The sequence below is a fragment of the Lelliottia nimipressuralis genome (genome assembly GCF_041464075.1).
GTDB lineage: Bacteria > Pseudomonadota > Gammaproteobacteria > Enterobacterales > Enterobacteriaceae > Enterobacter > Enterobacter nimipressuralis.
Window position 1 is genome coordinate 2,774,435 of the sequence record NZ_CP167172.1, and the last position, 13,974, is coordinate 2,788,408.

General features: G+C 51.9%; 15 protein-coding genes and 3 tRNA genes. 6 read left to right on the top strand and 12 right to left on the bottom strand.

The genetic code is table 11. The features are described 5' to 3' along the window. The first annotated feature begins 134 nt into the window (after positions 1 to 134). A complete protein-coding gene (locus ACB496_RS13335) occupies positions 135 to 1,478 on the top strand; it encodes an anaerobic C4-dicarboxylate transporter (RefSeq protein WP_102104005.1) in 1,344 nt (447 codons plus the stop codon). 71 nt (positions 1,479 to 1,549) lie between these two features. Here the strand turns inward: ACB496_RS13335 and ACB496_RS13340 are convergent, their stop codons facing one another. Both ACB496_RS13340 and azuC read right to left on the bottom strand, forming a co-directional pair. Further along, positions 1,550 to 1,801 (bottom strand): DUF2766 family protein, encoded by a 252-nt coding sequence (locus ACB496_RS13340; RefSeq protein ID WP_015959482.1) that lies wholly within the window; start codon positions 1,799 to 1,801, stop codon positions 1,550 to 1,552. A gap of 108 nt (positions 1,802 to 1,909) precedes the next feature. Next, positions 1,910 to 1,993, bottom strand: a complete 84-nt coding sequence (gene azuC, locus ACB496_RS13345; RefSeq protein WP_014832437.1) for a stress response protein AzuC — start codon at positions 1,991 to 1,993, stop codon at positions 1,910 to 1,912. Positions 1,994 to 2,206: 213 nt separating this feature from the next. Here azuC and ACB496_RS13350 point away from each other — a divergent pair, with 213 nt between their 5' ends. After that, positions 2,207 to 3,625: an MFS transporter gene (locus ACB496_RS13350; RefSeq protein WP_371975236.1), complete on the top strand. Its 1,419-nt coding sequence runs from the start codon at positions 2,207 to 2,209 to the stop codon at positions 3,623 to 3,625. Between the two features lie 39 nt (positions 3,626 to 3,664). On the opposite strand, the gene ACB496_RS13355 is transcribed toward ACB496_RS13350, so the two are convergent. Next, positions 3,665 to 4,303, bottom strand: a complete 639-nt coding sequence (locus tag ACB496_RS13355) for an RpiB/LacA/LacB family sugar-phosphate isomerase (RefSeq protein ID WP_100779736.1) — start codon at positions 4,301 to 4,303, stop codon at positions 3,665 to 3,667. A gap of 479 nt (positions 4,304 to 4,782) precedes the next feature. On the opposite strand from ACB496_RS13355, the gene yecR reads away from it, so the two are divergent. Beyond that, positions 4,783 to 5,118 carry a YecR family lipoprotein gene (yecR, locus tag ACB496_RS13360; protein WP_100779735.1) on the top strand — a complete coding sequence of 112 codons (336 nt, stop codon included), beginning with the start codon at positions 4,783 to 4,785 and terminating at the stop codon, positions 5,116 to 5,118. 206 nt (positions 5,119 to 5,324) lie between these two features. Continuing rightward, a complete protein-coding gene (gene ftnA / locus ACB496_RS13365; RefSeq protein ID WP_100779734.1) occupies positions 5,325 to 5,822 on the top strand; it encodes a non-heme ferritin in 498 nt (165 codons plus the stop codon). Between the two features lie 30 nt (positions 5,823 to 5,852). Here the strand turns inward: ftnA and ACB496_RS13370 are convergent, their stop codons facing one another. After that, positions 5,853 to 6,092, bottom strand: a complete 240-nt coding sequence (locus ACB496_RS13370; protein WP_371972832.1) for a YecH family metal-binding protein — start codon at positions 6,090 to 6,092, stop codon at positions 5,853 to 5,855. Positions 6,093 to 6,274: 182 nt separating this feature from the next. Here ACB496_RS13370 and tyrP point away from each other — a divergent pair, with 182 nt between their 5' ends. Beyond that, positions 6,275 to 7,486, top strand: a complete 1,212-nt coding sequence (tyrP, locus tag ACB496_RS13375) for a tyrosine transporter TyrP (protein ID WP_371972833.1) — start codon at positions 6,275 to 6,277, stop codon at positions 7,484 to 7,486. Between the two features lie 58 nt (positions 7,487 to 7,544). Here tyrP and ACB496_RS13380 read toward each other — a convergent pair whose 3' ends face one another. The 7 genes from ACB496_RS13380 to uvrY form a co-directional block, all read right to left on the bottom strand. Next, a complete protein-coding gene (locus tag ACB496_RS13380; protein WP_100779731.1) occupies positions 7,545 to 8,213 on the bottom strand; it encodes a YecA family protein in 669 nt (222 codons plus the stop codon). A gap of 592 nt (positions 8,214 to 8,805) precedes the next feature. After that, positions 8,806 to 8,892 (bottom strand) — tRNA-Leu (locus ACB496_RS13385). Between the two features lie 12 nt (positions 8,893 to 8,904). After that, positions 8,905 to 8,978, bottom strand: a tRNA-Cys gene (locus ACB496_RS13390). A gap of 51 nt (positions 8,979 to 9,029) precedes the next feature. Next, positions 9,030 to 9,105, bottom strand: a tRNA-Gly gene (locus ACB496_RS13395). 150 nt (positions 9,106 to 9,255) lie between these two features. Beyond that, a complete protein-coding gene (gene pgsA, locus ACB496_RS13400) occupies positions 9,256 to 9,804 on the bottom strand; it encodes a CDP-diacylglycerol--glycerol-3-phosphate 3-phosphatidyltransferase (RefSeq protein WP_100779730.1) in 549 nt (182 codons plus the stop codon). Between the two features lie 56 nt (positions 9,805 to 9,860). Continuing rightward, positions 9,861 to 11,693 carry an excinuclease ABC subunit UvrC gene (gene uvrC, locus ACB496_RS13405; protein ID WP_100779729.1) on the bottom strand — a complete coding sequence of 611 codons (1,833 nt, stop codon included), beginning with the start codon at positions 11,691 to 11,693 and terminating at the stop codon, positions 9,861 to 9,863. After that, entirely contained in the window at positions 11,690 to 12,346 is a 657-nt protein-coding gene (gene uvrY / locus ACB496_RS13410; protein ID WP_100779728.1) for a UvrY/SirA/GacA family response regulator transcription factor, read from the bottom strand. The genes uvrC and uvrY overlap by 4 nt, the downstream gene beginning before the upstream one ends. A gap of 468 nt (positions 12,347 to 12,814) precedes the next feature. Between uvrY and ACB496_RS13415 the strand changes: the two genes are divergently transcribed. Further along, positions 12,815 to 13,039: a DUF2594 family protein gene (locus tag ACB496_RS13415; protein WP_100779727.1), complete on the top strand. Its 225-nt coding sequence runs from the start codon at positions 12,815 to 12,817 to the stop codon at positions 13,037 to 13,039. 69 nt (positions 13,040 to 13,108) lie between these two features. On the opposite strand, the gene sdiA is transcribed toward ACB496_RS13415, so the two are convergent. After that, a complete protein-coding gene (gene sdiA / locus ACB496_RS13420) occupies positions 13,109 to 13,831 on the bottom strand; it encodes a transcriptional regulator SdiA (protein WP_100780854.1) in 723 nt (240 codons plus the stop codon). Positions 13,832 to 13,974 lie beyond the last annotated feature (143 nt).

The following is a 13,974-nucleotide window of genomic DNA, read 5'->3' on the forward strand; positions in this document are numbered from 1 at the left end:
TCCACAATTGTTAAATAATAGTTACCAAGTAACTGCTTTTATTGAAATTTAACAAATCAGATCTGGCTCCCAGCCAATAACCTTACAAAGTGAAATGATTTATTTCATTTCACTTTGATTGACGAGGGAGCTTCATGATCACCATCGAGTTTATTGTCATTATCCTCTGCCTGCTGGTAGGAACGCGGTTCGGCGGGATGGGCCTTGGGCTGATAAGCGGTATCGGTCTTTTCATTTTAAGCTTTGTGTTTGGCCTCCAGCCCGGTAAACCGCCGGTGGACGTCATGCTGACGATCCTTGCCGTGATCGGCTGCGCGGCTACCCTGCAGACCGCGGGTGGCCTGAATGTCATGATGCAGTTTGCCGAGCGCCTGCTGAGAAAACATCCGCAGCACATCACCCTCCTCGCTCCCTTTACCACCTGGATGCTGACGTTTCTCTGCGGGACCGGCCATGTGGTGTACACCATGTTTCCGATTATCGCCGATATCGCGCTGAAAAAAGGTATTCGCCCGGAACGCCCAATGGCCGTTGCTTCTGTTGCCTCGCAGATGGCGATTACAGCGTCCCCGGTCTCTGTTGCCGTGGTATCGCTGGTGTCAATTATTGGCGCCCAGCACGGTATCGGTCAGGCGTGGGGGATCCTCGAGATTCTGGCCGTCTCCGTACCCGCTTCGCTGTTTGGGGTGATGATTGCCGCGCTCTGGAGCCTGCGTCGCGGAAAAGATCTGGCTGACGATGCGGAATTCCAGGAAAAACTCAGCGACCCGAAACAGCGCGAATTTATCTATGGCAGCACCGAAACGCTGATGAACCAGCGCTTTCCGAAACAGGCGTACTGGTCGACGTGGATCTTCTTCGCCGGTATTGCTGTCGTGGTGCTGCTGGGGGCGTTGCCCGAACTGCGCCCTGCCTTTGAAATCAAAGGCAAAATGACAGCGCTTTCCATGAATCTCGTCATCCAGATGATGATGCTGATTGCCGGTGCCGTGATGCTGATTGCCTGTAAGGTTAACGCCTCTGCCATTTCGAACGGCGCGGTGTTTAAGGCCGGGATGGTGGCGATTTTCTCGGTCTTCGGCGTTGCGTGGATGAGTGATACCTTCTTCCAGGCGCACCTCGACGAACTGAAAATGGCGCTTGAAGGGGTAGTAAAAAGCCATCCCTGGACTTACGCCATCGTGCTGTTCCTGGTCTCCAAACTGGTAAACAGCCAGGCCGCAGCACTGACCGCCGTCGCACCGATGGGCCTGATGCTGGGCATTGAGCCAAAAATGCTGATTGCTTTCTTCCCGGCCTCCTACGGTTACTTCGTGCTGCCCACCTACCCGAGCGACCTGGCCTGTATCGGTTTCGACCGCTCCGGTACCACCCGAATTGGCAAATTCATCATCAACCACAGCTTTATTCTGCCGGGGCTTATCGGCGTCAGCTGTGCCTGTGCCGCCAGCTATCTGCTGGTGCAGACCTTCTTCTGAACGTCAAAAGGGCGACATGGCTGTCGCCCTTTCGCATAAACTTGTTTCTAAATTCAAAACATCGGTTTATTTTAGTGTGACTCACCCTGCGGTGTGAACTTGAGTTCGATAAGCGCGATGGCTTTTTGAATGGCGCGAAGCGTAACGGGGTCCGCCGCAGCAGGATGGCTGGTGAAATCGATGTTTTTCAGTTGGGTGGACATTTTTTCACGCACTTCAATCGGTGCGATAATGTCTAACACATCCAGGATTTGTTTGATGACCAACTGGCATGCGACGACGTCAGATACCAGTTCCTGATCGGCGCTCAGATTTTGAGACATAGGAAGCTCCTTACATAAAGAGCGCCATAGTAGCAAAACGATAGCCCTTTCATCTTCCCTCTCGTCGAGCGCAGGCATAAAAAAACCTGCCGAAGCAGGTTTTTTTCATCAGAACATTGCGCCTGGCGGTACGTCTTTAAACGTATTGCAGTAGTTAGCCCACATGCTTTTCAGGATTTTGCGCAGTTTCATTTGATGCTCCGGTAATGTGTTATGCAGGTGTTATTGTCTATGCGCGTATAATATGACCAGCGTCACAAAAATCAATGATTATGTGACGCAAATCACGGTTACAAAATCAGCAATGCTGCGGGATTGTTACAAAAATCCATGACAAATCCGCAGCTTAGAAACCGATAAGTTCCAGTAAATTTTTATAAATTTTTTTGATATGGCAGGGTAATGATGACTGACAACATCACCGGAAAGGAGAGCCGCGGGCTGTCGCCAGCGGCACTGCTGGTTGCCGGGGCGTTCTTTATGGAGTTTCTCGACGGAACCGTGATTGCCACCGCGCTTCCCGATATGGCGAAAAGCTTTGGCGTACAGGCCGTGGATTTGAATATCGGCATCAGCGCCTATCTGATCACGCTGGCAGTCTTGATCCCCGCCAGCGGCTGGATCGCCGACCGCTTTGGCGCACGCAAAGTGTTTGCCGTGGCGCTGGCGATCTTCACCCTCGCCTCCGTCTTTTGCGGGCTATCCACCACGGTGGATCAGTTTGTCGCCATGCGCGTGCTGCAGGGCATGGGCGGTGCCCTGATGGTCCCGGTCGGGCGGCTGGCGGTCTTGCGTACGACGCCTAAACATCAGCTGATCACCGCTATCGCCACCCTCACCTGGCCCGCGCTGGTGGCACCCATTATCGGACCACCCCTCGGCGGCTTTATTACCAGCTACGCCGACTGGCGCTGGATCTTCTTTATTAATGTGCCCCTCGGGATCGTGGCGATTATTCTGGCACTGCGGATTATTCCCGATCTGCACGACGATGAACGTCGTCCCTTCGATACGCCGGGCTTTATCACCACCACGATTGCGATGGTGAGCCTGGTGTATGCCATGGAGTCGATGGGGGCGCAGCATTCACAAGGCTTACTGACCCTGGGGCTTTTGGTTGTGGGGGCGGTCACGCTTATCTACGCCCTGCGCCATTTTCAGCGCGCCCAGTGGCCGATGATTCGCCTCGACGCCATGCAGGTTCCGACGTTTCGAGTAACGATGTACGGCGGCTCACTGTTTCGCGCCTCCATAAGCGCGGTTCCTTTCCTGCTCCCCCTGATGTTCCAGGTAGGCTTTGGAATGGATGCTTTTCACTCTGGTCTGCTGGTGCTGGCAGTATTTGTCGGTAACCTGACGATTAAACCTGCCACCACGCCTCTGATACGTCGCCTGGGTTTCCGAAAACTGCTGCTGATAAATGGAGCGCTAAACGTATTGTCCCTGCTGGCCTGCGCGTTTATCTCACCGCAGACGCCGGTCTGGCTGATTATGTTGATCCTTTATCTGGGCGGGGTGTTCCGTTCGATTCAGTTTACGGCGGTCAGTACGCTGGCCTTTGCGGATGTACCATCGGCACAAATGAGCTACGCCAATACGCTGTTTTCCACGGCGACGCAGCTGGCGGTCGGGCTTGGGATCACTCTCGGGGCGATTGGAATCCGGATTGGCGAGAAAATGGGCGATTTGCTGAACATGGCAAGCGTGCCGGGGATCAGCTTCCGGCTGGCCTTTGTCGCTATCGCGCTGATTTGCCTGGTGGGGATGGTGGATACTCTGCGGCTGACGAAAGATGCGGGGAGCGCGGTGTCGAACAAGGCATAAAAAAAGCCAGCATGGCTGGCTTTTTATTCAGGTAGTAGTTTAGCCTACGATACCGCGAACAAATGCTTCGATCTCTTTGTCCTGGCAGTTTTCGAAGAAGCACTGCTGGAAGCGCTGACCGGAAACGGCGGTTTTGACCAGCTCAGGATCGATTGCGCGCAGGGTATCCAGATAGTTCTCTTTCACCACGGCCGCTTTAACCTGGTTCAGAATACCGGCGTTACGCACCTGTGGCTCTTTACGCTCTGGCGGATACCCTTCGCCTTTGCGGCCAGTAAACGCTTTTTCGAAGATAAAGCGCACGTTCAGCTCAGCACCCCAGCCGAAGCCTTTGGCGAATGGCAGAGAGAGCGCGTTACCGTTGTTGATCTGCGCAAACAGGAACGCATCTGCCGGGTCGATACAGTAACCACAAATCACGCCCGGGTGGATGTTCAGCGACATCAGCGCGCCCTGGCCTGTCCCGCAACCGGTGACCACAAAGTCCACAGCCTTAGAATTTAACAGGATGCTGGCCATGATACCCAGGTGGATGTAAGTCAGGTGGTGATCGTTCTCGTCACTCATCCCGACGTTGTAGACCGGGAAACCTTTCTCATCAACGACGGTTTTCAATTCGTTGAGGATAGTGGCGTTTTTGCCAGCCTGGCTGTTTTCCATCATCAGTGCAATTTTCATTCTTCATCTCCTGAATACGTTGCGGGTGTTGCCGCCAAAGATAGCGAATCCAGACAACCTTACTATCTAACAAACACACTTTCAAATTAACTGAAAAAATGTTTTAAAAAACGAAAGCCGCTTCACATAATCAGGCAATGGAGAAGAAATGAGATACGGTTGCTCAACGTTAAGAAATACCTGCTCACCAATCCAGCCGTTGGCTAGACTGCTTTTGAAAGACAGTAAAAACCTTTGGGGAACACCCGTCCTGTGAGGAACTGCCGGTCGCCTCGCCTCCCTTTTGCGGATACTTTCCCGGGCCAGCGCCGTTTTTGCCCCGTGCCGCCAGCAGCACTGGCGTTTTGCATAATCTTCGACAGGCTCTCCCACCAAATCATGTCGTTGAAAAGAGAGAGGGAAATTCGTCCGGCTATTCGCGGCATTGACCGTTCTGGCAGGCGTTAAAATAGCGTGTTTACATTGAATCAGAGCGAAATATGAAGAGATTATTCGTTGCCGGTTTATTTCTGCTCCTCGCGGGCTGCACGGTCACCCGTCAGGCGCAGGTGAGCAACGCCGATGCACCAGGCGGCGTCGTGCGGCTGGATTATGGTCAGGCGATTTTCCAGAATGCCCGTTACGATGACTATGTCACCAACGGGACGGCCACGCGCGAGTGCCAGAGCATGGGCTTCGCGACCGCCTCTTTCTATGGTCAGCCGATAAAAACCTGCAGCCTTTTCAGCGGGTCGGTTTGCCTCAACCAGACCGTCACTATCCAGTACAAATGCATGGGGTATGCGGTAAATCCCGCAGCCACGCAAACCTGGTAATAATAATAGTGCTGCCAGTTTATCACTGGCAGTCTATTTAATACGAAGCGAAACCATTCTCATTAATATATAAACAACTGCCAATGCGTTTTATTCCCATTCGTATTTTGAATAATTAATCTTTTATTTTACCTTTTGCAAATAATTAAATAACAAATTATAGTGACGCCCTGACTGACTAATAAATAATTCCATGGAGCTGCACTATGCTGAAAACTGAAATGATCGATAAGCTCAACGAACAAATGAACCTCGAGCTTTTTTCATCCCTGCTTTATCAACAAATGAGTGCCTGGTGCAGCTACCACAGCTTTGAAGGCGCGGCCGCCTTCCTGCGTCGCCACGCCCAGGAAGAGATGACGCACATGCAGCGTCTTTTCGATTATCTCGCTGACACCGGCAGCCTGCCACGCATTAATCCAGTGGCGTCTCCGTTCGCTGAGTATGCGTCACTGGACGAACTGTTCCGCGCCACTTACGAACACGAACAGCTGATCACCCAGAAAATTAACGAGCTGACTCATGCGGCGATGATTGGCCAGGATTATCCGACCTTTAATTTCCTGCAGTGGTATGTTGCAGAACAACACGAAGAAGAGAAACTGTTTAAATCCGTACTCGATAAATTATCGCTGGCGGGTAAATCAGGCGAAGGTTTGTACTTTATTGATAAAGAGCTGTCGACTCTCGACACGCAGAAATAAAGTTTCGGGAGCCTTCTGGCTCCCCTTTTTTTAATGGCGACAGATTTTACTTACGTGCGTTGAAAACCCCTCGTCTGCGGGAATAAATTTCCCCCGCGCCGCCAGAAAAGCCACCAGCTCCGCCGCCGTCATATTCTCTGCCGAGCAAGTATGAAAGCGCACATTATTGCCAAAGCGGGAATCAATTGTCTGAACCAGGCTTTGCTCCGTGTACTGCTCACCCGACTCAATCATCATATTGAGCACATCATGTCCGTGAATCGATGTCATAACCCCTCCAAATCAATGCTACAGACTAAACAGGTATGCGCCCTGCTGCCTTGCGCTGGCACAGGTTTGTAACTGTAAAAATATGATTACACCGGTTGTAACGGTGATTTGACGAGTAACGACTTTTGCCTTACTCTGCGCCGCAGATTAGGTTGCAATTAGCGGTTGTGGTAGAGGAAAGCGTGAAGAACAGAACTCTGGGAAGTATTTTTATCGTCGCTGGCACGACGATTGGCGCAGGAATGCTGGCGATGCCTTTGGCCGCTGCGGGCGTCGGATTTAGCGTCACGCTGGTGCTTCTGGCCTGCCTGTGGGCGCTGATGTGCTATACCGCATTACTGCTGCTTGAAGTCTATCAGCACGTTCCTGCCGATACGGGCCTTGGCTCGCTGGCCGCCCGCTATCTTGGCCGCTACGGTCAGTGGATTACGGGTTTTAGCATGATGTTCCTGATGTATGCCCTGACAGCGGCCTACATGAGCGGCGCAGGCGAGCTGATCGCGTCAAGCGTCAACGACTGGTTTGGATCTGCTATTTCTCCGGCGACCGGCGTGATCTTCTTTACGCTGATTGGCGGGGGCGTGGTGTGCGTGGGAACGTCACTGGTCGATCTGTTTAACCGCTTTCTCTTCAGCGCCAAGATTGTTTTCCTGGTTGTGATGCTGGCGCTGTTAGCTCCGCACGTTCACAAAGTGAATTTGCTCACCCTGCCCCTGCAACAGGGGCTGGCGCTTTCTGCCATTCCGGTGATTTTCACCTCGTTCGGCTTCCACGGCAGCGTGCCGAGTATCGTCAGCTATATGAATGGCGATATTCGTAAACTGCGCCGCGTGTTCATTATCGGCAGCGCGATCCCCCTCATTGCCTATATCTTCTGGCAACTGGTGACTCTGGGCAGCATTGATTCGTCTACGTTTATTGGCTTAATGGCCGATCATTCAGGTCTGAATGGATTCTTGCAGGCGTTGCGTGAAGTGGTGGCTTCCCCGCACGTTGAGCTGGCAGTGCATCTGTTTGCCGATCTGGCGCTGGCGACCTCTTTCCTCGGCGTCGCCCTCGGGCTATTCGACTATCTGGCGGATCTGTTCCAGCGCAAACGCTCCGTCAGCGGACGCATCCAGACGGGCCTGATTACCTTCCTTCCGCCGCTGGCCTTCGCGCTGTTCTATCCGCGTGGGTTTGTGATGGCGCTGGGCTACGCGGGTGTAGCGCTGGCTGTGCTGGCGCTGCTGCTCCCTTCCCTGCTGGCGTGGAAAAGCCGTCAGCAACACCCTGATTTGGGTTACCGTGTATGGGGCGGAAAACCGCTGTTAGGGCTGGTGTTTACCTGCGGGATTGTGGTGATTCTGGTGCAGTTTTCGATTGCTGCGGGGCTGTTGCCGGAGGTGGGGTAAACTGACGAGTTGCAGGCTCCCGGCGGTAATTAAAGGGCTCATTGCGAGCCCTTTTTTATTAATGCAAACAGCAGCTTTTAAATTTCTTCCCGCTTCCGCACGGGCACGGATCGTTGCGTCCTACTTTGGTCCCGTTGACGATCGGCTTTTTGGCCTCCGGCTGCTGTGGATTCGCCAGCCAGTAGTTATATAAACGAATCGCCGCCGGACGGATGCTGTCCACGCTCGCCTGATACTCTTCTTCCGTCATGGCTTCAACGCGATCGACGTTCTCTTCCGAACCATGCAGAGCGATCACCGCAAGATCGGGTTTCAGCTCTTCCGGCAAGGTAGACCAGTCGGTCAGTGCCATTCCGCGCATGTAGCCGTAACACCACTCTTCCACCACGGTATAGGTGGTCCCCTCGACATCGTTCTCGCCAAAAACTGGCTCGAACTGGTCGGGATAGTCGCTCAGGCGCTCGGCGATATCGTTCATATGCTTAAAGCAGAGATCGATAAAACGGTGCATTTCACGATCGTTTTTCCAGCGCGGTATATGTTTTTCACCGCCCCAGATCGCCACCAGCCAGGTGTCGGGTTCCACCACAAGAGGACCGGACAGCACTGCGGTTAGCATGCCGTCGAGTTCGGAAACGTCAAGCACAGACGCATCGTCATGACCGTGAGAGATTAATGTCTCTTCCAGCCACTCCATTTCGTTTTCATTTAATGGGCCTTCAGTCATTACTGATACTCCTGAAAAAAAGAAAAGGAGCTTACCACACTTCGGGCGAGGACTCTTTAAATGCCGGTGCCTGGCAGGCAGAACACTGAGCCAGTAAGTGCGTTATACACATGGTGAGATGCAGGGTTTGAGCACAACATGCCAGACTCTGACCCCGAAATGCTGCGGTGAAATTATCCGGTCCCCCTATAAAATTGCCGATGAATATTATGCCTGCGCATTAAAGAATGAAGGACGGATGATTGAAGCAGAGAGTATTTGTTTAGAGGTTATAAATTACAAATGCTAAACCATTATTTAACCATGACTTAAATATACGTTTTTGCGGGGTTCTAACCAGAGAAGGTCCTTTGTTTCTTCACTGTATTCTTCATGCTCAAACCTTCCCCTCTCTTTAAGTACTTTTTTGCCCGGAGTCGTACACGGATTTATTTCTCATGCTGTATATCTCCGGGCATATTTCGGCTTACCAGCCAGAATGAAAATAGGGGCAAGTAAGAAGCGTGAAGATGGCGAGGGACAAAAACAAAAAAACCACCCGAGGGTGGTTTCACGACACTGCTTATTGCTTTGATTATTCTTGGCTTTCCCATGGTACCCGGAGCGAGACTTGAACTCGCACAGCGCGAACGCCGAGGGATTTTAAATCCCTTGTGTCTACCGATTCCACCATCCGGGCTCGGGAAGAAATTGGAGGCGCGTTCCGGAGTCGAACCGGACTAGACGGATTTGCAATCCGCTACATAACCGCTTTGCTAACGCGCCGTAAATCTGTTGTCTTTCGACCAGCACCCGCAACTGCCGATGCTTTTAATTTGGAGCGGGAAACGAGACTCGAACTCGCGACCCCGACCTTGGCAAGGTCGTGCTCTACCAACTGAGCTATTCCCGCATGTCACCAAGTCATTTGTAATCACTTGATTTCATTATCGTCCGGCTGACTGTGCCGCCGTTCGATGCGTTGCATTCTACTTATATGACGATGTGAGTCAACGTTATTTTTGCATCCCAGGATCGTTTGCTGAAAATTGCGCCGAAACGATCACTGTTCAAGCAAATCGCCGCGTGCAGCGTTCAGGTACTGCAGCATTGACCACAGCGTCAGCACCGCTGCAACCCACAGCAGGCCGATACCCGCCCACTCGACCCACGCGTTTGGACGCCACAGCATCCACACCAGCGACGCCATCTGCGCGGTAGTTTTCACTTTACCAATCCAGGAGACCGCCACGCTGCTGCGTTTACCCAGCTCAGCCATCCACTCGCGCAGGGCGGAGATGATGATCTCACGGGCGATCATGGTCGCCGCAGGTAACGTCACCCACCAGGTGTGGTAATGCTCTGCCACAAGCACCATCGCAATGGCAACCATCACCTTATCGGCAACCGGATCGAGGAACGCACCGAAACGCGTGCTTTGATTCCAGCGACGGGCCAAATAGCCGTCAAACCAGTCCGTCACCGCAGCCACCAGGAAGATCAGCGCACATGCGAAAGGAGCCCACGTGAAAGGCATGTAAAAAGCCAACACAAAGAAGGGGATAAGGACGACGCGAAAAAGCGTGAGCAACGTAGGGATGTTAAATCGCATAGTGACGGTAACTGTCTGTTGTCAGTAAAATTTAGCTCTATGTTGCTACAGAGCCCTCAATGTTTCAACGAGTAGTAGATCTTTTCTGCCAGCCCTTGCGAAATACCCGGCACTTTTGCAATTTCCTCCACGCTGGCGTTGAGTAATCCTTGCAATCCGCCCATGTACTTCAACAACATCTGTCGACGTTTTGGCCCGACGCCCTCGATTGTCTCAAGCGTACTGGTGTTTTTCACCTTAGCGCGTTTTTTACGGTGTCCGCCGATGGCATGATCGTGCGACTCATCACGAATATGCTGGATCACATGCAGCGCAGGGGAATCCGGCGGCAGACTGAAGCCCTCACCTTCCGGTTCGAAGAAGAGTGTTTCCAGACCGGCCTTACGATCGGTCCCTTTTGCCACACCAAGCAGTAAAGGATGATGTTTATCCCACGGCACATCGAGCTCAGCGAAAACGGCTTTCGCCTGGCCCAACTGCCCTTTCCCGCCGTCGATCAAAATGACATCCGGGATTTTGGCCTCTTCAATGGCTTTACCGTAACGGCGGCGGAGCACCTGATTCATCGCTGCATAGTCATCGCCCGGCGTAATCCCGGTGATGTTGTAGCGACGATATTCCGCGCGCACCGGCCCGTTGGCATCAAACACCACACAGGAGGCGACGGTTTGCTCACCCATTGTATGGCTGATGTCGAAACACTCCATCCGCTTCACTTCCGGCAGTTTCAGCAGCGTAGCCAACGCCGCCAGGCGCTGGTGAACGGTCGATTGCTGAGAAAGCTTCGTCGTCAGCGCCGTCGCGGCGTTGGTCCGCGCCAGCTTCAGATAGCGCGCGCGATCGCCGCGCGGTTTGGTCTGAACGTTAACGCGCCGCCCTGCCAGCTCGGAAAGGGAGTCCGCCAGCAAAGTTTTATCATCAAGATTAAAATCGAGCAGGATCTCCGATGGCAACGTGCGCATCTGGCTGCCCTGCAAATAGAACTGACCGACGAAGGTTTCAACCACTTCACCCAGCTCAGTACCGCCCGGCACTTTCGGGAAATAGCTGCGGCTGCCCAGAACTTTGCCCTGACGTATAAACAGAACATGGACGCAGGCCAGCCCGGCATCAAAGGAAACACCAATGACGTCCAAATCGTCGCCGGTATTCGACACAAACTGTTTTTCCGTGACGCGCCGCACCGCCTGAATTTGATCGCGGATACGTGCGGCCTCTTCAAACGCCAGCGCCTGGCTGGCTTTTTCCATTCGTGCAATCAGCTGCGTTAAGACCTGATCGTCTTTACCCGCCAGGAACAGACGCACATAGTCAACCTGTTGCGCGTACTCCTCTTCGCTGACCAGTCCTGCCACGCATGGGCCGAGACAGCGGCCAATCTGGTATTGCAGACAGGGGCGGGAGCGGTTGCGGTAGACGCTGTTTTCGCACTGGCGAACCGGAAAAATTTTCTGCAGCAACGCCAGGGTTTCACGCACGGCGTACCCGTTAGGGAAAGGACCGAAATACTCCCCTTTCGCATGTTTCGCCCCGCGATGCATGGCCAGACGCGGATGGGTGTCGCTGCTGAGGAAAATGAATGGGTATGACTTATCATCGCGCAGCAATACGTTATAGCGCGGCTGATAGAGCTTAATGTAGTTATGTTCGAGCAGCAGCGCTTCCGTTTCAGTGTGCGTCACGGTGACGTCGATCTGCTGAATCAGCGCCACCAGCGCTTCCGTCTTACGGGAGGCCAGGTTTGTGCGGAAATAACTGGAAAGACGTTTTTTAAGGTCTTTGGCTTTGCCAACATAGATAACCGTACCGCCAGCGTCATACATTCGATATACGCCAGGCTGGCTGGTTACGGTTTTCAGGAAAGATTTTGAATCGAACACATTACTCACTGACTTGTTAGGGTCTCTGCATTACACAGACCATGACGAATGGCCAGGTGAGTGAGTTCGACATCGCCGTGAATGTTCAGTTTACTGAACATACGGTAGCGGTAGCTGTTCACCGTTTTCGGACTGAGATTCAGCTGCTCAGAAATCTCATTCACCTTTTGGCCTTTGGTGATCATCAGCATAATCTGCAATTCACGCTCAGACAAACTGGCAAATGGCGATCCGGTTTTTTCCGGTTCAATCTGACTTAACGCCATCTGTTGAGCGATATCCGACGCGATATAGCGCTGGCCGGCGAACACTGAACGAATAGCATTAACCACTTCCTGTGGTGCAGCGCCTTTGGTGAGATAGCCTGCGGCCCCGGCCTGCATCACTTTCGCGGGCAGCGGGTTCTCCGTGTGGACGGTCAGCATGATGACTTTGGTGTCCACGTAAGCACGCGCGATTTTACGCGTGGCTTCAAGGCCGCCAATACCAGGCATGTTCATGTCCATCAGGACTACATCGGCTGAGTGGGTACGGCACCATTTCACGGCGTCTTCGCCGCAGCAAACTTCACCGGCGACTTTAATACCCTTTATATCTTCAAGTATGCGTCGTATCCCTGCGCGCACGAGTTCGTGGTCATCAACAAGTAGAACGTTGATCAAAGGAATGTCTCCAGAAATAGGGATAACGCTACTGACTACTAATTTGGGTTATATTAACGGTTTTCTGCCCAAGTTTAAAACGCTAAAAAGCATGTCATTCGATTTCGTTCTCGTTTTTGGAAATTAGCCTGTACAGCAAGTGGAAAGAGAATCGGATTTAAAAAGTCAAATACCGTTATTTTTAAGCCGCTGTATTCAAAAAGTTACGAAAAGATCACCCCTCTGCGCCAGGAAAGTACGGCTCTTATATTTTTGTAACAATAATTAACAGCAAGAGAACGGGCTATAAACAATTTAGGCTGGTTAAAACATTATAGTGATTACACTTAAAACGTGTTTACTTAAATAAACAAAGCGCACAATTGAACAAAAAATAACCACTGCTTTTTTTCCTCTCTCTTGTGGTATACTCCGCCGCCATAACTTTCATCGTCGCGCTCTAGCGCCGTTTTGTAATGAGGAATAACAATGAGCACACCTGAATTCGCCACCGCCGAAAATAACCAAGAACTGGCGCAGGAAGTATCCTGTCTGAAAGCACTGCTGGCACTTATGCTGCAGGCGATGGGCCAGGCTGACGCGGGCCGTGTGATCATTAAGATGGAAAAGCAGATCGCCCAGATGGAAGATCAGGGCCAGGCAGATGTATTTGCCGATACGGTTAAGCAAATTAAACAGGCTTACCGCCAGTAAAAAAAGAACGGCTGAACGCATTGCATTCAGCCGTTTTCGTGTCTGGCACGCAGAACAACTAATGTGTGGTCAGATGAATCCCGTTGCCGCCGCGTAGCAGGCAATCTGCGTCTTATTCGGCGCATTGAATTTCTTCTGCATATTCTTCTGATGGAAGTTCACCGTATTCTCTGAGATCGACAATATAATTGCGATTTCAGCCGACGTTTTGCCCTCAGCTGTCCACTTCAGAATTTCCTTCTCGCGCTTGCTGAATTTCATCTCTGGCGGCATCACCATGTCATGCTCAAAGCGCAGCAACGACGTCAATGCCATTTGCACTAACATTTGCAGACGCAGCTCTATTTCATCGCTGTCCATCATTTTGCCAAACTGACTGGCGCGAGAAACGGAGAGAAAACCGAGCGCGTGATTAGGCAGCATCAGACACTGCGTAATTCCCTTGCGAATACCGTGGTCGCGCGCGCCGTCCCATAGCGGCTGTGCCTCAGAAAATAACGCATCCGTCCAGGGAAGGTGTCCCTGAATGAAATTCTCCCGCTTTAATACCGGGTCAATGGCGAAATAATTTTCTGACTGATATTGCGACATCCATTCAGCCGGATAGCTGGAATGAACCGTAATTTTAGGGCGCGTAAACGGAACCGGATGGCGAACACAGAGTGAGTAATAATCGAATTCAAGATCCTGTGTTTGTTGCTGAAGTTCCTGATAAACCTCGTCCGCCGTCCCCATTTGCTGGAATCGCAGGAAGCAATTCCGTCGCCAGGTGAAAAAGTCTGTATCCCTCATACTTACTGAATGAAGCCCCTGAAAAAGATAATCATTATTATGGTGAATATAACCTAACACATAAATCTTATTTATATGTATAAAATATCGACCCAAGTGAGAATAACTTTCATGTTCCTCACTTTCAGTGTCGATAAATAGAA

Coding starts and splice junctions, on each gene's coding strand:
- ACB496_RS13335 (WP_102104005.1), top strand. CDS start 135: ATGATCACCATCGAGTTTATTGTCATTATCCTCTGCCTGCTGGTAGGA.
- ACB496_RS13340 (WP_015959482.1), bottom strand. CDS start 1,801: ATGTCTCAAAATCTGAGCGCCGATCAGGAACTGGTATCTGACGTCGTC.
- azuC (WP_014832437.1), bottom strand. CDS start 1,993: ATGAAACTGCGCAAAATCCTGAAAAGCATGTGGGCTAACTACTGCAAT.
- ACB496_RS13350 (WP_371975236.1), top strand. CDS start 2,207: ATGACTGACAACATCACCGGAAAGGAGAGCCGCGGGCTGTCGCCAGCG.
- ACB496_RS13355 (WP_100779736.1), bottom strand. CDS start 4,303: ATGAAAATTGCACTGATGATGGAAAACAGCCAGGCTGGCAAAAACGCC.
- yecR (WP_100779735.1), top strand. CDS start 4,783: ATGAAGAGATTATTCGTTGCCGGTTTATTTCTGCTCCTCGCGGGCTGC.
- ftnA (WP_100779734.1), top strand. CDS start 5,325: ATGCTGAAAACTGAAATGATCGATAAGCTCAACGAACAAATGAACCTC.
- ACB496_RS13370 (WP_371972832.1), bottom strand. CDS start 6,092: ATGACATCGATTCACGGACATGATGTGCTCAATATGATGATTGAGTCG.
- ACB496_RS13380 (WP_100779731.1), bottom strand. CDS start 8,213: ATGACTGAAGGCCCATTAAATGAAAACGAAATGGAGTGGCTGGAAGAG.
- pgsA (WP_100779730.1), bottom strand. CDS start 9,804: ATGCGATTTAACATCCCTACGTTGCTCACGCTTTTTCGCGTCGTCCTT.
- ACB496_RS13415 (WP_100779727.1), top strand. CDS start 12,815: ATGAGCACACCTGAATTCGCCACCGCCGAAAATAACCAAGAACTGGCG.
- sdiA (WP_100780854.1), bottom strand. CDS start 13,831: ATGAGGGATACAGACTTTTTCACCTGGCGACGGAATTGCTTCCTGCGA.